General features: G+C 60.8%; 27 protein-coding genes. 17 read left to right on the top strand and 10 right to left on the bottom strand.

What is annotated here, in order from left to right; genetic code table 11:
- Positions 1-27: 27 nt before the first annotated feature.
- The 6 genes from ASE71_RS04410 to ASE71_RS04385 all read right to left on the bottom strand — a co-directional run bounded on the left by ASE71_RS04410 (position 28) and on the right by ASE71_RS04385 (position 3,098).
- Positions 28-270 carry a hypothetical protein gene (locus ASE71_RS04410; RefSeq protein ID WP_034799922.1) on the bottom strand — a complete coding sequence of 81 codons (243 nt, stop codon included), beginning with the start codon at positions 268-270 and terminating at the stop codon, positions 28-30.
- Positions 271-598: 328 nt separating this feature from the next.
- On the bottom strand, positions 599-859 hold the full coding sequence (locus ASE71_RS04405) for a hypothetical protein (protein ID WP_234798879.1): 261 nt from the start codon (positions 857-859) through the stop codon (positions 599-601).
- A gap of 101 nt (positions 860-960) precedes the next feature.
- Positions 961-1,218 (bottom strand): hypothetical protein, encoded by a 258-nt coding sequence (locus ASE71_RS34795; RefSeq protein ID WP_034799927.1) that lies wholly within the window; start codon positions 1,216-1,218, stop codon positions 961-963.
- A 26-nt stretch (positions 1,219-1,244) separates the two neighbouring features.
- Positions 1,245-1,427, bottom strand: coding sequence for a hypothetical protein (locus tag ASE71_RS04395; RefSeq protein ID WP_034799928.1), 183 nt, complete (start codon positions 1,425-1,427; stop codon positions 1,245-1,247).
- A gap of 554 nt (positions 1,428-1,981) precedes the next feature.
- Complete coding sequence (locus tag ASE71_RS04390) at positions 1,982-2,479, bottom strand: Lrp/AsnC family transcriptional regulator (protein WP_060519190.1); 498 nt, start codon at positions 2,477-2,479, stop codon at positions 1,982-1,984.
- A gap of 16 nt (positions 2,480-2,495) precedes the next feature.
- Positions 2,496-3,098: an amino acid synthesis family protein gene (locus ASE71_RS04385; protein ID WP_060519031.1), complete on the bottom strand. Its 603-nt coding sequence runs from the start codon at positions 3,096-3,098 to the stop codon at positions 2,496-2,498.
- 161 nt (positions 3,099-3,259) lie between these two features.
- Here ASE71_RS04385 and ASE71_RS04380 point away from each other — a divergent pair, with 161 nt between their 5' ends.
- From ASE71_RS04380 to ASE71_RS04335, 10 genes are all read left to right on the top strand, one after another.
- On the top strand, positions 3,260-4,741 hold the full coding sequence (locus ASE71_RS04380; RefSeq protein WP_200950016.1) for an amidohydrolase: 1,482 nt from the start codon (positions 3,260-3,262) through the stop codon (positions 4,739-4,741).
- Between the two features lie 171 nt (positions 4,742-4,912).
- A complete protein-coding gene (locus tag ASE71_RS04375; protein ID WP_060519035.1) occupies positions 4,913-6,715 on the top strand; it encodes a helix-turn-helix domain-containing protein in 1,803 nt (600 codons plus the stop codon).
- A gap of 180 nt (positions 6,716-6,895) precedes the next feature.
- Positions 6,896-7,891, top strand: coding sequence for a flavin reductase (locus ASE71_RS04370; protein WP_060519037.1), 996 nt, complete (start codon positions 6,896-6,898; stop codon positions 7,889-7,891).
- Position 7,892: 1 nt separating this feature from the next.
- Positions 7,893-9,407 carry an aldehyde dehydrogenase gene (locus ASE71_RS04365; protein WP_060519039.1) on the top strand — a complete coding sequence of 505 codons (1,515 nt, stop codon included), beginning with the start codon at positions 7,893-7,895 and terminating at the stop codon, positions 9,405-9,407.
- Positions 9,408-9,441: 34 nt separating this feature from the next.
- The gene (locus ASE71_RS04360; RefSeq protein ID WP_060519041.1) at positions 9,442-10,518 is read left to right on the top strand and encodes an LLM class flavin-dependent oxidoreductase; all 1,077 of its coding nucleotides are present in this window, start codon (positions 9,442-9,444) and stop codon (positions 10,516-10,518) included.
- A 2-nt stretch (positions 10,519-10,520) separates the two neighbouring features.
- Complete coding sequence (locus tag ASE71_RS04355) at positions 10,521-11,330, top strand: alpha/beta fold hydrolase (protein ID WP_034799940.1); 810 nt, start codon at positions 10,521-10,523, stop codon at positions 11,328-11,330.
- Positions 11,323-11,712 (top strand): carboxymuconolactone decarboxylase family protein, encoded by a 390-nt coding sequence (locus ASE71_RS04350; RefSeq protein ID WP_060519042.1) that lies wholly within the window; start codon positions 11,323-11,325, stop codon positions 11,710-11,712. The genes ASE71_RS04355 and ASE71_RS04350 overlap by 8 nt, the downstream gene beginning before the upstream one ends.
- A 139-nt stretch (positions 11,713-11,851) precedes the next feature.
- The gene (locus ASE71_RS04345) at positions 11,852-12,682 is read left to right on the top strand and encodes a transporter substrate-binding domain-containing protein (protein ID WP_060519044.1); all 831 of its coding nucleotides are present in this window, start codon (positions 11,852-11,854) and stop codon (positions 12,680-12,682) included.
- 58 nt (positions 12,683-12,740) lie between these two features.
- Complete coding sequence (locus ASE71_RS04340; protein ID WP_034799945.1) at positions 12,741-13,715, top strand: amino acid ABC transporter permease; 975 nt, start codon at positions 12,741-12,743, stop codon at positions 13,713-13,715.
- Positions 13,712-14,455, top strand: coding sequence for an amino acid ABC transporter ATP-binding protein (locus tag ASE71_RS04335; RefSeq protein WP_034799947.1), 744 nt, complete (start codon positions 13,712-13,714; stop codon positions 14,453-14,455). Before ASE71_RS04340 ends, ASE71_RS04335 begins: the two co-directional genes overlap by 4 nt.
- On the opposite strand, the gene ASE71_RS37565 is transcribed toward ASE71_RS04335, so the two are convergent.
- Positions 14,379-14,654 (bottom strand): helix-turn-helix domain-containing protein, encoded by a 276-nt coding sequence (locus tag ASE71_RS37565; RefSeq protein WP_082566333.1) that lies wholly within the window; start codon positions 14,652-14,654, stop codon positions 14,379-14,381. The genes ASE71_RS04335 and ASE71_RS37565 overlap by 77 nt on opposite strands.
- Positions 14,655-14,666: 12 nt before the next feature.
- Positions 14,667-15,491, bottom strand: coding sequence for an IclR family transcriptional regulator (locus ASE71_RS04330; protein ID WP_060519046.1), 825 nt, complete (start codon positions 15,489-15,491; stop codon positions 14,667-14,669).
- 335 nt (positions 15,492-15,826) lie between these two features.
- Here ASE71_RS04330 and ASE71_RS04325 point away from each other — a divergent pair, with 335 nt between their 5' ends.
- From ASE71_RS04325 to ASE71_RS04295, 7 genes are read left to right on the top strand one after another with little or no spacing between them, the layout of a single operon-like run.
- Positions 15,827-16,885 carry an ABC transporter ATP-binding protein gene (locus ASE71_RS04325; RefSeq protein ID WP_060519047.1) on the top strand — a complete coding sequence of 353 codons (1,059 nt, stop codon included), beginning with the start codon at positions 15,827-15,829 and terminating at the stop codon, positions 16,883-16,885.
- Positions 16,885-17,757 carry an ABC transporter permease gene (locus ASE71_RS04320; RefSeq protein WP_060519049.1) on the top strand — a complete coding sequence of 291 codons (873 nt, stop codon included), beginning with the start codon at positions 16,885-16,887 and terminating at the stop codon, positions 17,755-17,757. Before ASE71_RS04325 ends, ASE71_RS04320 begins: the two co-directional genes overlap by 1 nt.
- A gap of 4 nt (positions 17,758-17,761) precedes the next feature.
- Positions 17,762-18,556 (top strand): ABC transporter permease, encoded by a 795-nt coding sequence (locus tag ASE71_RS04315; RefSeq protein ID WP_060519051.1) that lies wholly within the window; start codon positions 17,762-17,764, stop codon positions 18,554-18,556.
- A 6-nt stretch (positions 18,557-18,562) separates the two neighbouring features.
- Positions 18,563-18,877: a (2Fe-2S)-binding protein gene (locus tag ASE71_RS04310; protein ID WP_060519053.1), complete on the top strand. Its 315-nt coding sequence runs from the start codon at positions 18,563-18,565 to the stop codon at positions 18,875-18,877.
- Positions 18,870-20,273: an NAD(P)/FAD-dependent oxidoreductase gene (locus tag ASE71_RS04305; RefSeq protein WP_060519056.1), complete on the top strand. Its 1,404-nt coding sequence runs from the start codon at positions 18,870-18,872 to the stop codon at positions 20,271-20,273. Before ASE71_RS04310 ends, ASE71_RS04305 begins: the two co-directional genes overlap by 8 nt.
- The gene (locus tag ASE71_RS04300; protein ID WP_060519058.1) at positions 20,270-21,412 is read left to right on the top strand and encodes an NAD(P)/FAD-dependent oxidoreductase; all 1,143 of its coding nucleotides are present in this window, start codon (positions 20,270-20,272) and stop codon (positions 21,410-21,412) included. Before ASE71_RS04305 ends, ASE71_RS04300 begins: the two co-directional genes overlap by 4 nt.
- A 17-nt stretch (positions 21,413-21,429) precedes the next feature.
- Complete coding sequence (locus ASE71_RS04295; RefSeq protein ID WP_060519060.1) at positions 21,430-22,485, top strand: ABC transporter substrate-binding protein; 1,056 nt, start codon at positions 21,430-21,432, stop codon at positions 22,483-22,485.
- A gap of 192 nt (positions 22,486-22,677) precedes the next feature.
- Here the strand turns inward: ASE71_RS04295 and ASE71_RS04290 are convergent, their stop codons facing one another.
- Together ASE71_RS04290 and ASE71_RS04285 are read right to left on the bottom strand one after the other, a co-directional pair.
- The gene (locus tag ASE71_RS04290; protein ID WP_060519061.1) at positions 22,678-23,373 is read right to left on the bottom strand and encodes a response regulator transcription factor; all 696 of its coding nucleotides are present in this window, start codon (positions 23,371-23,373) and stop codon (positions 22,678-22,680) included.
- Entirely contained in the window at positions 23,370-24,818 is a 1,449-nt protein-coding gene (locus ASE71_RS04285) for a sensor histidine kinase (RefSeq protein WP_060519064.1), read from the bottom strand. The genes ASE71_RS04290 and ASE71_RS04285 overlap by 4 nt, the downstream gene beginning before the upstream one ends.
- Between the last annotated feature and the right edge of the window lie 337 nt (positions 24,819-25,155).

The following is a 25,155-nucleotide window of genomic DNA, read 5'->3' as shown; positions in this document are numbered from 1 at the left end:
GGCGGGAGGCGAACCTGCGTCAGGGTGCTATTTGATAAAACCTGGATACTGGACTTCTTCTCGATTCACACCTTCGGAATCTAACCGAATGGGGGCGGGATCCGGGGGGGCGCCCATGTAACTATGTGCGACAAGCCAGTCGCGCAAAATAGTCTCAATTGCGGCGGCTCGACCGGCAGGGGACGGTGAAAGCTCCGGGTCGGTCATGTAGGCCGCGAGCCCGGCTTCGATGTCATCAGCAAGGGGAGGCAGGTCTGCGAAACCGGACATGAAAGACTCCTCTGTATCTCACCGATATAACGAGCTTTCATGGCGCCTGTTCCCACCGAGTTGAACAATTGCTCCAACGGCTCATTTACCCGACAGCGGAACTCTTGTCGGTGCGAAGCAATTGACGGCATCCGTCGGCGGTAACCATTCGAAGAGAAGCTTCTCGCGCAAGAACCGGCTGTCGGCACGTGGTTCTAAGAGATTGCCTGACGGATACGGCTTGGACGCCGCCCTCTCGGCTATCCCCGGGCTGTGGTCGGACCAGCCGACCGCGGCGATACATGTTTTCATTGGGACATGCCGGCAGCGTGGTTGGCTCTACGTGCAATCAATGCCGTGTGGGCTCCGACGTAAGCTCCACGAAGCGGCCGATTGACCAAAGATAGGCAACAATTTGCCATCTCAGAGGGTCGCGGTTTCCGTATTTCTCTAGTATCCGATCAAGGGTTCTGCTCGCTTGGGTCTGCTCGTCGATTTCGCCAATTACGTAGCTGTCGTGGCCGACAGCGCAAATGTCGCAGCCTACTTCGAGGACGTCGAACACAAATGCCGGTATTTCGCTGGCGTCCATCTGGCGTCGTTCGGTCATGGCTCGACCCTCCGCTGTACTCGTTTGTCAGGGTTCGATCCCTTTGTGCGACAGGGAGAACCCTGTCCCTTCGTAAAGGCATGGGCTTGGGCCGCGGTCGATCATGGAAACAGTCGCTCATCCGTGAGAGTGAGCAGGACCACGACCTCTGTCTGCAAGTCGGCGCAGATCTGTTGATATTCGGTGATCAGCTGGATGCGAGCCGGGTACTCCTGCAAAAGATCGTCGAGAGCCGAGGCGGCGAGCGCGTAAGCCTCGAAGAGATCGAGCAGATCAGGGTCTTTCGCAAGGCGCAGCTGGGGGCGATGGCGGGGTAAAGCCATCTCCAGGCGGGCTCGTCCCAGGTGCATGAGTCTCATGGCTGGTCCCCCGTTTCCGCCAGAGCCTAATTCGAGGGTGCGACCGACGTTGGAAGGACAGTGGCGACTTGCTGGCGAGGGGTGTTCGAGAGCGCGCTGCCCACGAACAGGTAGCCGCCGATGACGACCATCGCCAGGAGCATCACTCCGATCGGAAGCCCTGTCGAGAATTTTCGCTCTGGTTGGTTATAGCGGTATTGCTCGTACATCCTGAGTTCCTTCGATCATCAGCGACACCAGGGCGAACCGAAGGGACGATAGGCCGCCCTGGTGTCGTTGTTCGCCCGCAGCGCGCAGGGGAGCTGGCCATGGGCTAAAAGAAAATCTAGGGCGGCTGGCGCTGGCAGCTACGGTATTAGGACCATTGCGGAGGGATTATCAGACTGAAGTCCCATGGCGGAACATTTTCCCGCACCCTACGTTTCCATGCGCGTTTTCTGCAATTTTCGTCGCAAAGCCTGGAAGCCGCACTCGCCCTATCAAAGCGCTTTCCGATAAAGAGCTGTCTTAAAAAGTATGGCCCCGTCGGGGGCACGACGAGGCCAGAGGCTCTTATCGAAGAGACTTCACTGGGGGACATTGGTGAAGCCTTGTGCCTGACCCTGATTGGGGAAACAGAATCAAGACAACGTGGAAACGCCCGCATCGCGAAATCGTTCCGGGATCTCAGCAAGAAAAGATGGCCTCGAGCGAGGTGCAGGAAACGTCTTGTTCCGAAAAGGTGAAGGCGCCGGCGCAAAGGCGAAGTCAATTCGCAAAAGGGTCAAGTCGCCACGAGAAGCGACACTGGCACAACTGGGTCTTCCTTGACGGTCCTCGTGACGACGTAGGTGAAGTAGCGGGCGATTCCGAGTTCCCAGTCGAGAAGCGTGTCGATCAGGCGCTGGTAGGCGTCGATGTCGGCAGCGACGATCTTCAGGACATAGTCAACGCCACCGCCGACTGACCAGCAGCAGACGATTTCGGGAATGTCGCGAACAACCCGCTCGAATCTGTCGAAGTCGACTTGGCGGTGGCTGGCAAGTGTCAATTCGACCATGGCGCTTGCGACGGGGGCTACCCGTCGAAGAGATAGGCGCGCGTGATATCCGCTGATGATGCCGGCCTTTTCCAATCTGCGTAGCCGCATCCAGCAGGGCGTGGCAGAAAGGCCCGCCTTTTCTGCGAGTGCAAGCTTGGTGATGCGGCCATCCCGTTGGATGGCGTCGAGGATGCGTAGGTCGATCGCGTCAAGTCTCCTGGCAAACTCCTGAGGCGGTATCGCGCTCTGGTCTGCGTCAAGCGCTTCCGAGCAATGCCGCCTTTTCTGCTTCCATTTCCGCGATGTCTTGAAAACGGTCGGCGATGCGCGCGTGCGCGCGACCGCTATCGGCAGCGCCGATAGCAACGATGATCTCGTCGGGGCCGGGGGCGTCGGCGATCTGGAAGTTGGCGGTAAGGAAGTGCGATCGTTTGCCGTTTTCACTCTTGTGCATCATCGGCAGCGACAACAGAGCGCCCGGCGCATTACGAGTGTTGGCAAATTCGAGGTAGTTCGTGCCGCCGATCGCTTCGCGGAAGGGGTTGCCGAAGCGCAGCGTGTGGATCATCGCCGAGGCATGTTCGATCTCACCGGCGATGCCGACGGCCGCGGCCTTGCCGCAAGCCTCGACCTTATCCGCAGGCATCTGGCGGAGCAGCCGGCCCGTCATCTCCTGGCTAAGTTCACCGGCGATGCGAGTGATTTCCGGCCGCAGATCTTCGACAAAGCCTCGCCCTGCCCAGGGGTTCTGGATCACTGCAGCCACCAAGACGACGTTGACCGGGCGCGGCGCTATCTTGCCGCCTTCGATAAGGGTTTCTTCCAGGAAGGTGCAAATTTTTCGGATGCCGAGGGTCATTGGGACGCCGCTGATAGTGGAAACTTGCGACAACTTACCGGCTCGCCTGGGCATTTCTTCCTCTGTTTCGAGGAAGTGGGCACCGGTTGTTCCTGCAAAAACAAGGAGATCCCTGCGTTGAACGACTCCGCTCAATGAGCGAAATCTAGATCGTCTTCTTTTTGGAGGAAATTTCGGCCCTTAGCTCCGAGTGGAGAAAAAATGGCATCGGTCTTCCTCCGTCCGTGAGAATGCGCCCGTCTCTGCGCCCGCCCATCATGGCTCCGCCAACAGGCGACCACCAGATGGAAGGGAACCAAATGAAGACGTTACTGGCGAATACGACCGCTTTGATGCTTGTCCTGCAGCTTTCCGCGGGCACAGCTTACGCTGCGAGCGCACGACTCGATAGGCTCATCGACCAGAAGTATCCGGAACTCGAGAAGGTCTACAAGGAACTCCATGCCAATCCTGAACTCGGCTTTCATGAGACACGGACGGCAAAGCGTCTGGCGGCAGAATTGGAGAAGCTTGGCTTCGAGGTGACCGTCGGCTTCGGTGTGGGTACCGCTCTCGTCGGTGTCTTTAGGAATGGCGACGGCCCGACGATCATGCTGCGAACCGAACTCGATGCGCTGCCGATGGAGGAGAAGACAGGGCTCGATTACGCCAGTCGCGTACAGGTGCCGGCAACCCAATGGCCTGGAAACACAGATGAGACGGCAAAGGTCTTTGTCGCCCATAGCTGCGGTCATGATATCCATATGGCGTCATGGCTTGGGGCGGCCCAATTGCTGGTCGAGATGAAGGATGATTGGCATGGAACGCTGCTCCTCGTCGGTGAGCCGGCCGAAGAAATCGGCGGCGGCGCAACGGCCATGCTCAAGGCCGGCCTGTTCGAGACGTTTCCGAAGCCAGATTTCGGCTTCGCCATGCACGTGAACGGGGATCCCGCCGGCAAAATAATGGTGAAGGACGGTGCCTTCAGCGGAAACTCCGATACGTTCGACTTGACCTTCAAGGGTCGCGGGGCGCATGGCAGCGCTCCGCATCTCTCGATCGATCCGATCGTCCAGGGGGCCCGTTTCGTCACCGATATCCAGGCTGTTGTGAGCCGTGAGAAGGATCCGCGCGAACCGGGCGTGATTACGGTCGGAAGTTTTCAGGCGGGGACTGCGGGCAACATCATCCCCGATCAGGCCAAGCTGAAGTTGACCATGCGTTCGACCACGCCGGAGACGCGCAAGCTGCTGCTGGAGGCGATGCAGCGCGTCGCCAAAACGACGGCGCAATCGGCCATGGCGCCGGAACCCGAACTGCTGCGCATCGGCGGCGGCGCTGTGGCCGGCACGAACTCGTCAGAGCTGATCGGCGACGTCAGGCCGGCATTGGATGCGTCCTTTGACGGCGTCGTCTACGTCCCGACCGCGGTCCAGCCGACGTTGGGCGTCGAGACCTATCCCGAGTTCATAGAAGCAGGCGTGCCTTCCATTTTCTATTGGGTTGGCGGGACCTCACCCGAACAGGTTGAAAAAGCCAGCCAAGAGAACAGGCCCGTTCCCTCCAATCATTCGCCATTTTTCGCTCCGGCCCCGGAGATTTCCATCAAGACGGGGGCGAAGGTTCTGGCGATCTCAGTGCTCGAAAAAGCCGGCGTTGACTGAAGCCTGAATGGGATAGCGGCTTCGAGGTCATCGCCAGTTCGATGACCTCGAACTCGGCGTTGAAGATACTACTTTTCATAGAAAGTTTCGCCGAAGATATCCATCGAAACGAAGTAGACTTGTCCACTACCGGCGCGCATGTTGATTGATAGAAATCAAGAGGCGAGGCAGTTGGATCAGAAGTCCCGGATATTGTCGCTCCGCGACATCGCGAGCCAGATTAACAGCGGTAGCGATCTTCAGACGGCATTGCAGCAGCTCATCGCCGCTGCATGCCGCCATGCGAACTGGGCCCTAGGCTCGATCATGGGGATCGACGCTGCGCATGGGTATGCCTATGTCATCGTGCGCCATGATCCAACGCTGATCGAGCGGCAGCTGCCCGACAAGTGGGAGCTGGCGACCAGCCCCTCCCTGATCGCCTTGCAGCGCAATGAGCCCGTCTATATCAGGGACGCGCGTGCGTCGGGCGAGTTTCCGGGCTACAGAAAAGAGGCCTTCGAGCGCGACTATCGAACGGTGCTCGTCATGCCGATGAACTGCAGGGATGCTGAGGGCCGCCCGATGGTGCTCAGCGTCATCGCCCGCGAGGTGACTGAAGTGTCGGAGGACGACCTTGCTTTTCTCGGCACGATCATCCACCTCGGCGCCATCGCCGTCCAACGGGAACACCGTCTCGAAGCTGAGAAGCGATCCGCCCAGCGGCTGGAACGCGCGCTGGAGGCGCATACGTCGCTGCTCGAACATGTGTTGAGCGACGGGTCGGTCGCATCGCTTTCCAGCATGGTTGGGAAGATGTTGCTGAACCCGGCCGTCGTCGTTGATTTCACGGCCAATCAGGTCGTTGCTGGCCGGTCGCCGAACGCGCTTTACGACGAGGCTGGTTGGCAGCAGGCGGCCGCTACCGTTCTTAGCCGGCCGCTGATGAAGGCGGCCCGTGATGCCGTCGAGCGCGGGACGGCCGACGCCGTGAGCCTCTACCTCGACGACGGCACGCAACGGTTCAAAATAACGGCCCGCATCGAAGCGCTGATGGTCGACAATCAACTGGTTGGGGCGCTCATCATTTTCCCGACGACCCGCGAATTCAGCGATCTCGATCTCCTGATGCTCGACAGCGCCAAGTTTGCATTGAGCGTGCAGATGATGCGAAGCTTCATCCGGTTTCGCTTCGAGACGCGGACGCAGACCGAACTTTTTTTCGAGATCGTGGAGGCGCGGTGGCGTAATGCCGGTGATGTCGCCCAGCGGGCTCAACGGCTCGGGCTCAGCTTCTCAACGCTTCAGCAGATGATCGTCGTCGATTTTCCGGACAAGACGAAGGCATTTGGCGGCGCTTCTGTCGATGTGGAGCACACGCTCTCGCGTGTCATGCAGCAGGCATCCGTTCAGGCAAACCTGATCGCGGTCGAGGGCGGCGTCGTCTGCCTCGTCCCTCATGATACGGGTAAGCGGCAAGAGCGCACGACAAAGCTCGCGCGGCGTATCGCCGAGGAACTCGGCCGCTATTTCGACGAGGCACCTATCGTCGTCGCCAGCAATCGGTGTGCGGCCCTTTCGGACTATCCGCCAGCCTGGGAGCGCTGCGCCCGGATGATCCGCATCGGGCGTTCATTCGGCCTGACCGGGGCGGTCTCCGCCCAGGATTTCGGCCCGCTGCCGATGCTGGTCGCCGCCTGCGAGGCGGGCGACGTGCGCGGCTTCGTGCAGGAGAGCGTGGGCGCCATTGCCGATCACGACCGTGACAACGGTACTCCTTACCTCGAAACCCTGTCGGTGTATCTGCAGGAAGGTTGCCGAAATCAGGCCTGTGCCGATGCTATGGGCCTGCATGTGACGACGCTGCGCTATCGGCTGGCGCGCATCCAGGAACTGTTCGGCGTCGATGTCGAGACGCCGGAAAAGCGCTTTGCCGTCGAGCTCGCGATCCGCCTGCACGGCGTCATCGACAACCGCTCTACCGCCAGCAGTTAGCTTATCTTCATCGGCCAAGTATCGCCTTGTGACCTCGTCGCCACCGATCATCTGCGCCTTTGATCGTCTCCTCGGGATCGATGGAGAAGTTCCTTCGCTCCTCCTTTGAAGCCATGGAAGCATGGTCGCCATCACGGCGTTAGCCTCCAACCAACTTGATGGTGAGGAGGCGAGAAGCGCATGGTTGAGACAGCAGCATCGACGGACGTGCCGATTGATCCGATTGCGCTTCGTCGCGCCTTCGGCACGTTTGTAACCGGTGTCACCGTCATCACCACCCGCGACGAAGACGGCACGCCGCGTGGAATGACGGCGAATTCGTTCACGTCGGTTTCGCTCGATCCGCCGCTGCTATTGGTCTGCGTCGCGAAATCCGCGTCGAGCTATCCTGCCTTCACGAATGCGGGATGTTTTGCGGTCAATATCCTCCATGAAGGACAGGTCGACGTCTCGGGAAACTTTGCCTCGAAATCCCCCGACAAATTCCAGTCGGTGACCTACGATCATATCCACACGGGCGCGCCGGTCCTGACTGACAGCCTGACCTGGTTCGATTGCACGACTTACAACACCGTGGACGCCGGCGACCATGCAATCCTGATCGGCCAGGTTCGCGCATTCGGCACCAGTCCCACCGCACCGCTCGGCTTTTGCCGCGGCCGCTATGCCAGTGTGAAGGACCCGCTGCCAAACGGCTGGCTTGCGTCGCATGGGATGATCATCGGCTATCTGATCGAGGCCGGTGAAGGCTTGCTGCTGCGTTCGGATGGCAAGGGCGGCTGGGTTCTGCCGTCAGCACGGCGCCGCAAAGCCGACAGCCAGCTCGTCATCGACGGTGGCGACGCGCTCAGCCTCGTCCCGGACGAGACCTTCCTTTACTCCGTCTTCGATGTCGCCGACAGCGACCCGGGCTACCTGGTCTATCGCGCACGGCTGGCGGGTGAGGGCGGCGCCGGCACGAGCCTGCCATCCGATCTGCGCTTCTTCCCGCTCGACGATCTTCCTGACGATACGATCGCGACGCACGAACTGCGATCCATGTTGCGCCGCTACGTGCGCGAGCGGCAAGCCGGCCGCTTCGGCATCTACATGGATTCCGACGACGGCGGCCGTGTGGCAATGATCGACGGCGAAGCTCGCACCTGGCTTCAGACCTCCCAAGACCAAGGACATTGAAATGAAGACGACGGTCAATTCCATCGAGGGTTCGCGCCAGTTGCTGTTCATCGGCGGGCAGTTCGTGGCACCGAAGAACGGCAACTACATCGCCAGTTTCGACCCGACGACGGGCGAGCCCTGGTATCATTTTGCTGAAGCAGGTGCGGACGATGTCGGGGCAGCCGTCGTTGCTGCCGCCGCCGCCTTCCGCGACCCGGCCTGGCGCCGCATGACGCAGACCGATCGCGGCGCGCTGATGCGCCGTCTCGCCGAACTTGTTCGCGCCAATGCCGATAGGCTGGCGGAAATCGAGACGCGCGACAACGGCAAGCTTCTCAAGGAAACCCGGGCGCAGATGCGCTCGATGCCAGACAGCTATCACTATTTCGCGGGCATGGCCGACAAGCTGCAGGGCGAGACCATTCCAATCAATCGTCTCGATACGTTGAACTTCAACCTGCGCGAGCCCTTGGGCGTCGTCGGCATGATCACGCCGTGGAATTCGCCGTTGATGCTTCTGACCGGCACGCTGGCACCGTGCCTTGCAATCGGCAATACGGTCGTCATCAAGCCCTCGGAACATGCGACCGCCTCGACCTTGGCGCTTGCGGAACTGATCCACGAGGCGGGCTTTCCCGCCGGCGTCGTCAATGTCGTGACGGGTACGGGCCAGAGCGCCGGTGAGGCGCTGACGCGTCATCCTGGCGTTGCGAAATACGTCTTCACAGGCAGCACGGCCACCGGCCGGCGCATCGCCGGCAACGCCGCGCAGAACCTTGTTCCGTGCTCGATGGAGCTTGGCGGCAAGTCGCCTCACGTCGTCTTTGGTGATGTCGACATCGAACATGCGGTCAACGGCGTCGTCTCCGGGGTCTTCGCAGCCGCTGGCCAGACTTGCGTTGCCGGTTCTCGCTGCTTCGTCGAGGAGCGCATCTACGATCGCTTCGTTGAGGCGCTCGTCGCCCGAACGCAACGCATACGGGTCGGTCTCCCGGCGGTCGAGGACACCGACATCGGTCCGCTCGCGCTCGCCGATCAGCTCTCCAAGGTTGAATCCTACGTGGCCTCCGGCGTCAAGGAAGGGGCGCGCGTTGCCGCCGGCGGGCGGCGTCCGCAGCGGCAAGGGCTTTCGTCAGGGGGCTGGTATTTCGAGCCGACAGTGATGGTCGATGCGCAAAACGACATGACCTTCATGCGCGACGAACTCTTCGGTCCGGTGGTCGGCGTCATGCCGTTCCGCGACGAGGAAGAGATGATCCGGCTCGCCAACGATACGCGATACGGCTTGGCTTCCGGCATCTGGACAAAGGACATCGACCGGGCGCTGCGGTTCGCCAACCGGATCGATGCCGGGACCGTCTGGATTAACACCTACCGCTCCGCGTCTTTCATGTCTGCCAACGGCGGCTTCAAGGAAAGCGGCTACGGCCGGCGCGGCGGGTTCGAGGTCATGCACGAGTTCTCGCGGTTGAAGAACGTCATCGTCGACTACTCCGGCGCGATGCAGGACCCCTTCGTCATCCGTCTGAAGTGACAGCAAAAGCACGGGCACAGGAAAGGCAGAAAACATGAAGTTCGCAGTCTCCCTCACGATGGAACGCTTCTCCCCCGATATTCCGATGGAGCAGGTCAAGAGCAACTTGCTGCAACTCGCGCGGCTTGCCGACGAAGGCGGCTTCGAAACGCTGTGGACTGCAGAACACCATACGCTGGAATGCACGATCTCCCCCAATCCGTTCCAGACGCTGGTCTGGCTCGCGCAGCACACCGATCGCATCCGGCTCGGCACCTCCACTCTGGTCGCGCCCTATTGGAATCCCATCCGGCTCGCCGGCGAGTCGGCGCTCTGCGATCACCTGACCAATGGCCGCCTGGAGTTCGGGATCGCGCGCGGTTCCTACCAGTACGAGTTCGACCGTATGGCGGGTGGTATTCCGCAGCAGGAGGGGGTGGCCTACATGAAGGAGATCGTGCCGGCCGTGAAGAAGCTCTGGTCCGGCGACTATGCCCATGAGGGACAATACTGGAAGTTTCCGGTCACGGCGGCAGTGCCGAAGCCGCTGCAGCAACCCCACCCGCCCATCTGGGTGGCGGCGCGCGATCCCGGAACCTTCGACTGGGCGATCGCAAACGGCGCCAGTATCCTATCGACGCCGCTCTCCGCGCCGGAAGCCGAAATCCACGTGCTCTCCGAGAAATTTCGCAAGGCGGTCGCCGATCATCCGGAGGTGCCGCGCCCGCGCTTTATGATGCAGCGCCGCACCTGCGTCTATGACCGGCCGGATGGGTGGGAACGTGCCGTCAAGCACAGCATGGACTACGGCCGCGCCTTCGAAAACCTCATGCAGAACATCGGCACGGTGCACAACGGCTTCCCCGAGGCAGTGCCCTACGAAGCGGTCAAGGGCAAGGACAACTACAATCCGGACAACATCCGCAAGAACCTGATGTTCGGCACGCCGGACGAAGCGATCGAGAAGCTGTTGGTCTATGAGGCCGCCGGTGTGGACCAGTATTGCTTGGGCCTGACCTTCAATCTGCCGTTCGAGCTGCAGAAGCGGACGCTGGAGCTATTTGCCAGCGAAATCATGCCCTTCTTCGCGGCCCGTGAGAAGGAACAGAAGCGTATCGCGGTGGGTGCCTGAACATGGCAGGAGCTCAGCGCCATACCGTCGGAGAGGTGACGCTCAACTACCGCATCGAGGGAGAAGGCGAACCGCTCGTCTGCATCCACGGCGTCGGCTCCTATCTCGAAGCGTGGTCGGGCGTGGTCGAACGTTTGAAGGACCGGTTCACGATCCTGACATTCGACCTTCGTGGTCATGGCCGCTCCAGCCGGGTCAAGGGCCGCTACGAGATCGACGACTTCGTCAACGAGACGCTGGGGCTTGCCGACGCAGCGGGCTTCCCGACCTTCAATCTTGCAGGCTTTTCGCTGGGCGGCCTGATCGCCCAGCGTCTCGCTCTGACCCACCTTGGACGTCTGCGCAGGCTGGCGCTCTTGTCGACCGTGGCCGGCCGCACGCCGGCCGAGCGTGAGCGGGTTCTCGACCGCCTCGCCGCCCTCAGAGACGGAACGCCTGCCGACCATCACAATGCTTCGCTGTCGCGCTGGCTGACGGAAGAGTTCCAGGAGAACAACCCGCAGGTGATCCAACGGCTAAGGGCGCGGGACGCCGAAAACGACCCCGACTGCTACGCGGCAGCCTATCGTGTGTTGGCGGAAACGGATTTCGGCGGCTTTCTCGACCAGATCCGATGCCCAACGCTGATTGCTACCGGCGAAGACGATGCCGGCTCCAACCCGCGCATGGCGCGCTACATGCACGAGCGCATTCCCGGGTCCGAGCTTCGTATCCTGCCGGGCCTTCGCCATTCCATCTTGATCGAGGCGCCCGACGTCGTGGCAACGCTGATGGGCGAGTTCATGAGCCAGGGGGAGACGGTCGATGGATGAAGCACTGCGAGCAAGGGGAGAGGCCATCCGGCGCCAGGTGCTTGGCGATGGCTATGTCGATGGGGCAATCGGCAGCAGCGATGCCTTCTCGCGGCCCTTTCAGGATCTGTTGAACGAACATTGCTGGGGCACCGTCTGGACGGACGAAAGCCTCGATCTGAGGAGCCGCAGCCTACTGAACCTCGGAATGCTTGCAGCGCTCAACCGCATGCACGAATTCGGCATCCACTTTCGCGGGGCGATCCGCAACGGTTTGACCGACGAGGAGCTTCGCGCAGCACTCGTGCAGATCGCGATCTACTGCGGCATTCCCGCAGGCGTCGAAGCGTTCCGCGTGGCCCGGAGCGTCCGCGACGAGATGGCTGAAAAAGGAGAGCGCTGACTTCCACGTTTTCTAGGAAGGGGCAGCGCCACGCTACCTCGTATCGCCGGAAGACGGATGGCGGGCTCAGAACTCAAGATCAACCCGATGGCAGGAAGAGGACCCTGTCAAAAACCAGAACGACAAAGGGAACGACAGCATGAACACATTCGCAAAACTCACCGCGGCGGCATCGTTTGCCTTGTCGCTCGCGACCGTTCCGGCCCACGCCGGTGCCGTACTCGACCACGTGCTCGATGCAAAGACACTGAAGGTAGCGACCGACGCCAACTGGGCGCCGCAGTCCTTCATGAACGAAAAGAACGAGATGGACGGCTTCGATGTCGATGTCGCCAAGGAACTCGCCAAGCGGTTGGGTGTCGGTGTCGAGTTCGTAACTCCCGGCTGGGACATCATCACGGCCGGCAACTGGCAGGGGCGCTGGGACATGCATGTCGGCTCGATGACGCCGACAAAGGAGCGTGCCAAGGTCTTCGATTTCCCGGCCGTCTACTACTACACCCCGGCCGCCGTGGCCGTGCACAAGGACAGCGCTGTGGTCGGCCTGATCGATCTGGACGACAAGGTCGTTGGTGCGACGGCGACGTCCACCTTCGAAGCCTATGCCAAACAGGATCTGACCCTCGACGCTGCTGGCGCACCTGCCTTCGAATACACCTTCAAGCCGAAGGAGGTGAAGTCCTACGCCAACTCGACGACCGCATTCGATGATTTGCGCCTCGGTGACGGTGTGCGGCTCGACGCAGTCGTATCGTCGCTGCCCAGCATTCGCGACGCAATCAAGGCCGGCTATCCGATCAAGCAGGTTGGCGACCCGGTCTTTTACGAACCGCTCGCAGTCGCTGTCGAACACGGCGACAAGGAGCTGAGCGACAAGATCGCCGAAGCGATCAAGGCGATGCAGGACGATGGCACGCTGAGCAAGCTGTCGGAGAAATGGTACGGCGTCGACTACACCGTCGTGAAGTAAGGCAGCCATGTCTGGCGGTCCGGGCAGCCGGACCGCACGTTGTCCAAAGGGACCAAAGATGCTTTATCCGGATACTGTCGAGTCCGAAATACTCGTCCACAAGCCATGGTTCGTGGCCAGCATGTTCGCTGCCGTCCTCATTGCCTTCACGGCCTTCGGTCTGACCGGCACAACGATGGGCGAACTGATGCGGCCAGTGATCGGCGAGCCGCTCGAAAGCGGATTCTACGGCCGCTTTGCGACCGCCTTCGTCGTGGCGGTGCTCTTCTGCCTCAACATCGTCCTGATCGGCTTTGCGAGCCTCAGGGTCCAGATCGTCGTCGTCTGGCTCGAATTGCTGGCGCTGTTCCTCGCCTTCTTCCAGACCTTCGATCTCAGCCTGCCCTTCATAGAGGAAAAGTTGCCGTTCCTCATCACGCAAGGGCTGGTGACGACGGTCTATGTTTCGGCGATCTCGATTGTGATTGCCTCGGCGATCGCCATCCTCGGCGCCGTGGCCAAGCTCTCGACCAACGGCTTCGCCTATGCGATTGCGAGCTTCTACACGTCCTTCTTTCGCGGCCTGCCGCTGTTGATGCAGGTTTATCTGATCTATCTCGGGCTGCCGCAGCTCGGCTTCATCATCGACGCGGTGCCGGCCGGTATTCTGGCACTTTCGCTCTGCTACGGCGCATACATGACGGAAATCTTCCGCTCCGGCATCCAGAGCATCGACCGTGGCCAGTGGGAGGCGTCGCGCTCTATCGGCTTCGGCTTCGGGCTGACGATGCGCAAGGTCATCCTGCCTCAGGCGCTGCCGGTCATCATCCCTCCGACCGGTAACCAGTTCATTTCCATGCTGAAGGACAGCTCGCTGGTCTCCGTCATCGGTGTCTGGGAACTCATGTTTCTCGCACGAACTCTTGGCCAGAAGACCTTCCAGCATATGGAAATGCTCATATCAGCCGCCATGCTCTATTGGACGATGTCTATCGTTCTCGAGCTGATCCAGTCCCGCATCGAACGTCACTATGCCAGGAGCAAGGTCAGATGAGCGCCGAGACCATCATCGACGTCAAAAATGTTTCCAAGTGGTACGGCGCCTTCCAGGTGCTGACCGACATCAACCTGACGGTCCGCAAGGGCGAACGCATCGTGATTTGCGGTCCGTCCGGATCCGGCAAATCTACCTTGATCCGGTGCTTCAACCGCTTGGAAGCGCACCAGGAAGGTGAGATCGTCGTCAACGGGATCAACCTGCATCCGAAGATGCGCAATGTCTCGGACGTGCGCCGCAACGTCGGCATGGTGTTCCAGCACTTCAACCTTTTCCCGCACATGACCGTACTGATGAACTGCATGGTCGGACCGATGTGGATCAACGGCGTGCCGGAAGCGGAGGCGCGGGCAAGGGCGCTCACATTCCTCGATCGGGTACGCATCCCGGAACAGGCCCACAAGTTTCCAATCCAGCTTTCCGGCGGCCAACAGCAGCGCGTCGCGATCGCGCGCTCGCTCTGCATGCAGCCGGCCGTGATGCTGTTTGACGAACCGACATCCGCGCTCGACCCCGAGATGGTGTCCGAAGTCCTTGATACCATGACGAGCCTGGCAAAGGACGGCATGACGATGGTCTGCGTCACGCACGAGATGGGGTTCGCCAGGGCCGTCGCAGATCGCGTAATCTTCATGAACTCGGGACAGATTCTCGAGGAGGCTAGGCCCGATGATTTCTTCGACAATCCAAAACACGAGCGGACCAAGCTGTTTCTCGGTCAGATCCTGAAGCATTAGCTCGGCGCCCAACCGTTTCAGCTACCAGTTGATGCTCGTTGGTGCGTTCTGATGCGCGGAACGCGCTCGGCGTGTCTCCGAACGCTTTGCGAAACTCACGCGAGAAGTGCGCTGTGTCCGCGAAGCCTGTGATATTTGCAATTTCCATCACAGTCAGCGAGCCCCCGGAAAGCAGGTACCGCCCGTAGTTCAGTCGCATGTTCCTAAAGGTTCAGCCCTTCTGCGCGGCCCGCAAGGCGGAGGCCGGATAACGTAGGGTCGGGTCGAAGGGATTGAGCTTACTGCTGATCGCTTGCGCCTCTGCCTTCAAGAGATCGGTGATCGTGCCGCTTCGCGTTTCCGTCAGGCGCGATGCCAGCGTGCCGATGCTCAAGGAGGCGACGGCGATGCCGTTGCGGTCAAGAACCGGCACGCCGAGCCCAGCCATGCCCTCGATCATCTCGAAATTCATCTGGGCTGCGCCGATCCGCCTGACCTCCTCGATCTTGATGCGCAGGTCCACCTCGTCGATCGCCGCCCGGTCCATGATGCGAGGCATATTAAACTTGATGATCGCCTCGCGTTCTTCCTCTGGCAGGTGGGCGAGGATGGCGATGCTGCCCTGGCCGATGCCGAGCGGCACCTTGCCACCGATGTCGCCGGTAAAGGAGCGGATCGGGAAGGGACCCTCGACGCGGTCGAGGCAGATTGCGTCAAAATTGCTGCGCACCAGCAGAAAGACCGTGTCGTTGAAGGTGGCGGACAGCCTCAAGAGTGACGGCCGGGCGATGTCGAGGATGCCTTCTCGCCTGCGCGCCTGCGAGGCGATCGAGAAGAACTCCAGCGACAGGCGGTAGGATTTCCCCTCTGGCATTTGCTCCACGAGGCCTTCGGCAATCAGGGTCTTCAATAGCCGATGCGCCGATGGCTGGCTGAGATTCAGCCTCCGCGCGAGATCGATGACCCGCACACCCTCGCTCGCGTTATCTGCGAGGTCTTTCAGGATGTGGATCGCCTTGGTGAGGCTGGAGCTTCCGGCGTTCTCTGATTCCGACATTTGCGAAAATCTTTCAAAATCTGCGTGGCGTAATTCCGTATATCGGATTTTTCTAACAAAAAATTCCGAAATAGAAAATTGCATTTGTGTTTTTCGTCAATTTCCTGGAGTTAATTCACGCAAGCCTTCTTCAAGGGGTGGATGTGCCAGACGTGAATAGCCGAGAGGCTATTCCGAGCGCGAAACCGTGCCTTTATCGGTGCACTCGCGTACGCCGGAGATCTCAACGCCTGAAGGAAGGTTCGATGGTTGACGACGTGTCGCAGCCGCCGGGATCGCCGACAAGAAAAATGGGGCAGGCGATCCCAGGGGTAGCGACCCACGGGAGAATGAGCATGAGTTTCCTGAACCTTGAGAAGGTCTCCAAGTTTTATGGATCGGTCGCGGCCGTTCATGATTTCGATCTGGCGGTCGAAAAGGGCGAGTTTATCTCGCTGCTCGGGCCCTCGGGCTGCGGCAAGACGACGACCCTGCAGATGATCACCGGGCTCGTGCGTCCCTCCTCGGGCACGATAACCATGGGCGGGCGCGACATCACTCATTTGCCGCCGCCGCAACGCGAACTGGGCGTAGTCTTCCAGAGCTATGCGCTCTTCCCCCATATGACCGTGGCGCAGAATGTTTCCTTCGGCCTCGAAATGCGCAAGGTCGCAAAACCGGAGCGCGACAAACGGATCAAGGAGATCCTGTCGCTGGTCCATCTCTCGGCGCTTGCCGATCGCTACCCGCGCGAGATGTCGGGCGGGCAGCGCCAGCGCGTGGCGATTGCCCGGGCGCTTGTCATCAATCCGCCGGTGCTTTTGCTTGACGAGCCGCTATCGAACCTCGATGCGCAGCTTCGCGAAGAGATGCAGTTCGAATTGCGCCGCATCCAGCAGACCGTCGGCATCACGACGATCATGGTGACCCATGATCAGGCTGAAGCGCTGTCGATCAGCGATCGCGTCGTCGTCATGGAGAAGGGGCGCATCACCCAGGTCGATACGCCTTACGAACTCTATGAGCATCCCCGCAACGACTTCATCTCGTCCTTCGTCGGCAAGTCCAACTTCATGTGTGCGACCTCGTCCTTCAACGGCAAGGGTGCGTCGATCTGCATCGACAACACGCCGATCCGCTTCAACACCGACCGCCGCGAGCCGGATGGCAAAGTCTCGATCTTCATCCGCCCAGAAAAGCTCCGATTGACCGAGCCGGGCGAGGGCCAGATCCAGGGCAAAGTGACGACACGCTATTTCATGGGGAGCCAATGGCTGGTCAGCGCCGAGACACCGGCGGGCGTTCTTGCCGTTGCGGTTCCCAATCTCGGTGCGCCGCCGCCGATGGAAGGCGAAACCGTTGGGCTTGCCTGGCAGAGTGCCGATTGTCGTGTGCTGGCGGGAGCGGCCAAGTGATGAGCGCCGCTACCTCCGCCATCAAGCCGCGCCAGCTCGCGCCCTTGGCTCTTTCCGGGCCGACCACCCTGTTCTTCATCGGCCTCGTGCTCTTGCCGCTTCTGTTGACGGTGATCCTCTCCTTCAACAGCTATGACTATACCGGCGGGATCCAGAGCGACTTCACCTTCGCCAACTACCTCACGGTGTTGCAGGACGAATATTATCTCTCGACCTTCTGGCGGACATTGCGGCTTGCGCTTCTGACGACGGTCATCACGGTGGCGATCGGTGTGCCGGAGGCCTACGTGCTCTCGAACATGCGCAAGCCCTGGCGGTCGATCTTCTTGCTCGTGATCATCGGCCCGCTGCTTGTTTCTGTGGTGGTGCGCACCTTCGGCTGGAGCATGCTGCTCGGCAAGAACGGCTTTGTAAACAGCGCGCTTGCCATTGTCGGCCTTGACCCGGTGCAGCTTCTCTACACCGAGACGGCGATCGTCATCGGTCTCGTCCATATCATGCTGCCGTTCATGGTCATCCCCGTCTGGACCGTTCTGCAGAAACTCGACCCGACGGTCGAGGCGGCAGCGCTCACCCTCGGCGCCTCGCGCTTCACCGCCCTTCGTCGCGTCGTCTTTCCGCAGGCGGCTCTCGGCATCCTCTCCGGCAGCCTCATCGTCTTTGCACTCTCGGCAAGCTCGTTTGCCATCCCCGGCCTGCTTGGCGGCCGGCGGCTGAAAATGGCGGCAACACTTGTCTACGACGAGTTCCTGATCGAGCTGAACTGGCCGCTCGGTGCGACCATCGCGATCATCGTGCTTGTCGCCAATCTCGTCATCATGCTCGCCTATAACCGCCTCATCGAGCGGCAGGCGAAGCGCAAGCTGGGTTGAAGCCATGCAGAGAAACGGACCCATCGCTCTCGCATTCCATAGCCTTGTCGTCGTCTTCATGCTGGCGCCGATGGTGGTCGTCTGCCTCGTGGCCTTCACGCCGGAAAACACCCTGGCGATGCCCTGGAATGGGCTGTCGCTACGGTGGTTCAAGGCGGTTTTCCATCATGCCGACTTTATGTCGTCCTTCGGCAACAGCGTAAGGCTCGCCCTGCTATCAGCCACCATCTCCACCGTTTTTGCGGTTCCGGCGGCGCTGGCGATTACCCGCTACGATTTCCGCGGCCGTGAGGCGCTGAACGCGCTCTTCCTGTCGCCACTGATCATTCCGCACCTGGTCCTCGGCGTCGCTTTCCTGCGTCTCTTCTCGCTGATGGGCATGGGCGGGTCCTTCGGTTGGCTTGTCGCCACCCATGCGATCGTCGTCACCCCCTATACGCTGCGGCTGATCCTGGCGTCACTCACCAGCATGGACCGCAACGCCGAAAATGCGGCGCGCACGCTGGGGGCTGCGGAGTGGACGGTGTTTCGCCGGATCACCATGCCGCTCATGCTGCCAGGTGTCAGCGGCGGCTGGTTGCTCGCCTTCATCAACAGTTTTGACGAGCTGACCATGTCGATCTTCGTGACCTCGCCGTCGACGGTAACGCTGCCGGTCCGCATGTACATGTACGCGAGCGAATCCATCGATCCGATGATGGCGGCCGTTTCGACGCTCATGATTGCACTTGCCACCGTTACGATGATCATCCTCGATCGCCTGTTCGGTCTCGACCGGCTGCTTGTGGGCAAGGGCTGATATCCGATGTCGATGAACCCGTTACTCCGGCGGCGCTACCGCCTGGACGAGACACTCGTGCCCTTCACATTGAACGGGACGGCCCAAACCGGGCGCCGCGGCGACACGGTACTGACGGCGATACTCTCGGTCAGCGGTCGCCTGAGACAGAGCGAATTCACCGGGGAGAACCGGGCCGGCTTCTGCCTGATCGGCGCCTGTCAGGATTGTTATGTGATGACGGCGCAAGGCAGCCGCGTCCGCGCCTGCAGCACCGCCTTGCTCGCGGGCATGGCTTTCATCACCGATCTCGGCGCGGTGTCGGAGACGGCCCATGATTGAGCCGTTGCAGCCCGTCATCGTTGGCGCCGGACCGGCGGGCATACGCGCCGCCGAGCGCCTCGTGCGCGCAGGTCTCAGGCCGATCGTGCTTGACGAAGGTCTGCGCGCTGGCGGGCAGATCTATCGACGCCCGCTGATCGACGACGGTCGATCCTATCGCAGTCGCTATGGTTCGGAAGCTGGCAAGGCAAGAAGGTTACACGAGGCTTTCGAGGCACTCTTGCCTGCGATCGACTATCGCCCCGAAACGCTGGTCTGGAATGTTTCGGCGGCTGAGCGCGGCAATCAGCTCGATGTCCTTTTGGCCGGCGTGCATCGGCAGATCGGCTTTTCGCAACTGATCCTGTGCACCGGCGCGACCGATCGCGTGCTGCCATTTCCGGGATGGACGACGCCTGGAGTTTACACGCTCGGCGCCTCCCAAGTGGCGCTGAAAGCCCAGGGCTGCACAATTGGTGACCGCATCGTCTTCATGGGCTCCGGTCCGCTGCTCTACCTCGTTGCCTGGCAATATATGAAGGCCGGCGCGTGCGTGGAGGCGGTGCTCGACACAGCACCCATCACGTCGAAGCGACACTTGCTGTCGCTTGCCATCCATGCGCCGCGCATCGTCGGGCTTGGTGTTTTCTACGGGCTCCAGCTCCAGCTGGCCGGCGTGAAGATCCGCAACGGCGTGCGGCCGGAGGCGGTCCTCGGGACGGGCCAGGTCGAGGGTCTTCGCTTCCGTCGGCGGGCAAGCAAAGGTGAGGTCGTCGAGACGGTATCCTGCGACGCGCTCGCCTACGGTTTTTCCCTTCGGCCAGAAACCCAGCTTGCCGATCTTGCCGGCTGCCGTTTCTGTTTTGACGAGCGCGATCGCGTGTGGCTGCCTGAGCGAGACGCCATGGGGCGCACTAGCCGGGCCAACGTATACGTTGGCGGTGACGGCAGCGGAATTGCCGGCGCCGATGCGGCGGAAGTCTCGGGCGAGCTCGCCGCGGCTGCTCTGCTCGAGGATGCGGGGAAAGCATCAGCGGATGGAGCGCGCCTGGTGGCGGCCCGCGAAGCGATCCTGCGGCAGCGTGATATCCTCGAACGTGCCTTTCCCTTCCCGGTTGATTGGTTCGAGACGGTCCCGGACGAGACGACGCTGTGTCGTTGCGAGGAGATTACCATTGCAGAAGGACGCCGCGCCATTGCGAGCGGCTCCATCAGCGAGATCAACCGCCTGAAGGCGCTGAGCCGGGTCGGGATGGGACGTTGCCAGGGGCGCATGTGTTCCGCCGCTGCCACCGAGTTCTTGAGCGGGCTTTGTGGCGTTTCGCCCGGTGAGGTTGGTCGCCTTCGCGCTCAGGCGCCGGTCAAGCCGATCCCGCTTGGTTTCGGTGCTGCCGTAGAAGCGGAGGCTCGGTCATGAGCTGGCGCATCTCCGTCGACGTCGCGATCATCGGCGGCGGGCTGGTCGGCAGCTCCGCAGCACTTGCCATGCGTAAAGCGGGGCTTTCAGTCGCCCTCATCGATAGGGGCTATTGTGGCGCGCAGGCGAGCGGGGTGAACTATGGCGGCGTGCGCCGGCAGGGCCGCGCCCCCGAACAATTGCCTTTGTCGCAGCGCGCACACGGTATCTGGCCGCAACTCAAGGCAATGGTCGGCATCGATGCCGAGTACATGCGCTCCGGCCATCTGAAGCTCGCCCGCACGGAAAAGGATTTTGCCAAGCTCGAAGCCTATGCCGAGACGGTTCGGGACTATGGGTTGGGGCTTGAGCTCGTTGCCGGTTCGGCGTTGGCGCACCGGTTCCCCTGGCTTTCCGCCCAGGCGGTCGGCGCGTCGCTCTGCCCCGGTGACGGCCACGCCAATCCGCGTCTCGTTGCGCCCGCCTTCGCACGAGCCGCCGAGCGCGCCGGCGCGATGGTACTGGAGCAGACGCCGGTGCGCGACGTCGCTGCGACCGGAAACGGTTTCGAGATCCTCGCCGGCGACGGCATCGAGATCCGCTGCCAACAACTGGTCAACAGCGCCGGTGCCTGGTCCGACCGCTTTGCCGCGAATTTCAACGAGCCTGTACCGCTGACACGTATCTATCCCTCGATGGTGGTCACCGAACCTCTGCCATTGCGTTTGCCCGTCAGCATGGGTGAACAGGGCGGCAGCTTCTATGGCCGGCAGGTGGCGCGCGGCAACTACGTCATGGGGGGCGGTCGCGGCCTGCCCCTTGGAGATCCCGACTATTCGCGTCCGTCGGTGACGGCTGCATCCTCCGTCATGCAGCGTGCAATCACGCTCTTTCCGCATCTGGCTGAAGCCCAGGTCATCCGCTTCTGGTCTGGAACCGAGGCGGAAATGCCCGACGGCAACCCGGTGATCGGCCCGAGCGAGACGACATCAGGCCTCTTCCACGCTTTTGGCTTCTGCGGCGCAGGTTTTCAGACCGCGCCCGCCGTCGGCGAAGTGCTCGCAGAACTCGTCACCGAGGGCCGCAGCACTACGCCGATAGACGCCTTTTCCATTGGCCGCTTCCGCAAGGTGGCGGCCGAAACTGTAGCCTCGTTGTAAACAGAAAGGGGAATACCATGATCGACCAACGGCTTACCAAAACCACGGCCCTCGCACTGCTGGCGTTCGTTATGCAGCAGAATTCTGCCTCGGCGGAAACCAAGACGCTCTACATCGGCATGAACGGCGGAAACTTCGAACGCGCCTATACCGAGCACGTGCTGCCGCCTTTCGAAAAGGCGAACGACGTCAAGGTCGTCGTCGTACCCGGTACCTCCGCCGACATCCTCGCCAAGGCAACCGCCGCCAAGGACAATCCGCAGATGCATGTCATGCTGCTTGACGATGGCGTAATGGTGCGCGCCATCGGCGGCGGTCTCTGCCAGAAGATTGCTGCTGATCCGGTGCTTGACCAGATCCAGATGGCTGCCCGCCTGAAAGACGACATGGCGATCGGCGTCGACATGGGCATGACCGGCCTTGCCTATAACAAGAAGCTCTTCGACGAGAAGGGCTGGCCGGCGCCGACCTCGTGGATGGACATGGCCGATCCCAAATTCGAAAACGCCGTCGTGTTCCAGTCGGCTTCCGCATCGAGCTTCGGCCTGCACGCCTTCCTGATGTTCAACCGCATCCAGGGCGGCGACGAGACCAACGTTGAACCGGGCTTCGACAAGTTCTCCGATACGATCGGCAAGAACGTCATCGAGTTCATCCCGAGTTCGGCGAAGATCTCCGAAATGGTGCAGACCGGAGAGGCAGCGATCTTCCCGCTGACCCCAACAGCCGTCAACAACCTCAAAGACAAGGGCATTCCAGTGGAATACGCCCAGCCGAAGGAAGGCTCCGTCGTGCTCGCCGTCACCGAATGCGTGATCGCCAACAACAGCGAACCGGAACTCAGTCAGAAGCTCGCCCACTACCTGCTTTCGGCCGAGGCACAGAGCCTGGCGCTCGATCACGGCAACATCATCCCGTCAAACGTCAACGCCAAGGCCGGCACAGATGCGGCGAACGCGAAGCTCTCGACGTTCAAGGCCAACATGGAGACCGCCAAGGTCCTTGATTGGGATGCGATCAACCAGAACCGGCAGGAATGGAACAAGCGCTGGAACCGTATGATCGAACGGTAAGTGTGGCGGGAACGCTCATCAGTCCGCCAGGCGCGCAGGCGTGCGCCTGGCGTTGCGACATGGAGCGGTGATCTTCCTGTCTGACCACGCAACCGAAGCTGGCTATTGGCGCAAAGCGGACATGTCTCACAACGTCTTACTGTCGCGGATCTGTTGGCCCACCAGTCGCTTCGTTCGTGCGAACCAAATCCCCTATTCTACGGCCGAAGGTGCGGTGAACGTATAACCCACGCCATAAACCACCTTGATCGGTACAGTGAGGTCGGTCTGCTCGCCGATTTTACGCCGAAGGCGACTGACGACGGCATCCAGGTGCCGGTTGTCGAAGTGGGTCCTAGGTCGGGCAATTGTCTCCGCCAGCTTTTCCCGCTCGCATATGCCGCCGCCGTGTTTGCAGAGCGCGCTTACCAGCGCGAATTCGGTCGCCGTCAGCTTGAGTGAGCGCTGGTTCGGCGCAGTGAGCGTCCAGTGTCGGCTGTCCAGCACCCACTTGTCTCCAGTGCTATCAGCCAAATCGACGTGCTCGCCCGTTCGTCGCAACAGGCTGCGGATCGCGGCTTCGATTTCCCGCAGCGTACTGTGTTTGACGAGATAGATGTCAGCGCCGCTTTCGAAGCCCCGGATGCGGTCGTCGCTGTCGCCAAGAGCTGTGAGCATGATAATGCCGCAGCGATGTTTCTCGCGGACTTCTCGCGCGAGGTCGAATCCGTTGCCATCGGGCAACCCGACATCGAGAATGATGACGTCTGGCGGCTCATGATCATCCAGTACTCGACGCAGCGCTTCTGCAGTCGCAATTCCTTCGGCGGTGAAACCGCAAAGCGCCAGGAAGTCGACCAGATCCTTGCGCAGCCGCTGTTCGTCCTCGACGATCAAAACATGCGTCAATTCATCTTCTCCTTTAGCTGCGTTGGCTCCGCCGCCTCCCTCAGCAAGGGCACGCGTGCCACGGCAGTCGTCCCCCCTCCTTCATTGGAGAAAAGATCCAGCGTGCCACCATGATAGGCCAGAAGCTTGCGCGACGAGTACAGCCCGAGCCCTGTTCCACTTCCGGCCTTGGTGTTGGAGGCACGGAAGAACCGGCGTCCGATCTTGTGAACCTCCGCTTCGGGTATGCCGATACCGCGATCACGGACCTGGATAATGATGGACCCGACATCGGATCGGCCATCAATGTGAATAGGCTGATCGTCGGGAGAATATTTGAGTGCGTTGTCAATGAGATTGATAACGACGGTTGCCAGCATGTCTGGATCGGCAATCGTAGAGACTGCTTCACCCTGCGTCCTGAAACGCAAGCGTTCACCGCGACCGGTCATGTCGAAATGTAATTGCACGTCGGCAATGAGAGATGCGATCTGCATCCGCTCCGGCCGAAAGCGATTGTCACCGTCATTTGTCATGAACCGCTCGATCAGGGAGAATAGACGATCGAGCGCCTCGCCAATGCCGGCAAGCCGTTCCTTCGTTGCGTCTTTGGATTTGTCACCTATGAGGCCGATCATGTCGACCGCATTGCGAATGACTGCAAGAGGCGTGCGAAACTCGTGACTGACAATGCGCATGAAGTCAGCCTGTTCTTCACGAAGGGCGCGTTCGGCCTCAAGACTGGCATTCAGTTGGAGTTCGAGCCTTCTGCGTTCCAGCACTTCGCGCGATAAGGCTTCGTTTTTCTCACGCAGGGCTGCCGAAAGTCGCGAGTTGACCATAAACAGCAGGCAAGCAAACAGGGCAATCAGGAACAGACTTCCCTGCAGAAGATACCAGGCGTTGCGGTTGTTAAGGATCGCGATGTCCTGGTGCGCCGCCGGAAACCAGAATTCGATCGCGCTATGAACCACGCTGGCTGCCATGTATTCACCCAGCACCGCCATCGTAATCCAGCGCAGAAGCCGGGGCTGCGTCCGATCGCGCAAGAGGGCCACACACATCAATGACATCATCAATACCGTAAAGGCGGTCGATGTGTGGACGCGGATTGCAAGATCGCCCGGATCGAGCGTCACCGCGATACTCCAGGCTGCGACCTGAAGGACAAGCAGCGAGACGCCGACCCAGGTGTAGCGGGGCTGCCCTAAAAAGCGCGCCAGGCCCTCGGCGAGCAACACGAGGCCAAGCTTGATGATCGTATTGTGTAGCACGATCGACCACGCAGCTGGCTGATCGCCTCTCAAGATCATCAGGAACAGCCCGATGGCGATCGCAGTGTATCCGGCCGCCAGAAACTTCAATTCATAGAGATGGCGCCAAGCAAGCCAGACAAAGATCCACGCGACCGCCTGTAAACTGGCGGTTGCCAGATCGACGACGAGCACTGTCTTGAGGTCCAGCATCTCTCAGCATTTGCACAGGGCGGCGGTTCGCGCAAGTCTAGGTCGTCAGGCGGCGAGTTGAGGGACAAAGAAAGGACAGTAAGTTCAGCCGAGCTTTGGCAGAATCTGTAATAAATTTGAAGATTTGACCTAAATTGGAGAGCGGCGTCTTCCACCGGCAGTCTCGGATGGGCTCGTTCGCCTTCATGCATGTTTTGGTCAGAATTGAATAGTTTTGTTCTGTAGATTCCTCGACCCCATTTGCCTTACCGTCACTTCACAGTGACCTTGCATTTGTTTGATTGGGGGAGAGCCCTTCGCGCGCAGATTGCGTATGCGCCGAAGTCGGCCGCGCTTG

Source organism: Ensifer sp. Root954 (genome assembly GCF_001429005.1).
GTDB lineage: Bacteria > Pseudomonadota > Alphaproteobacteria > Rhizobiales > Rhizobiaceae > Ensifer > Ensifer adhaerens.
The sequence above is the reverse complement of the archived record's forward strand: the minus strand, read 5'-3'. Positions and strand labels throughout refer to the sequence as shown.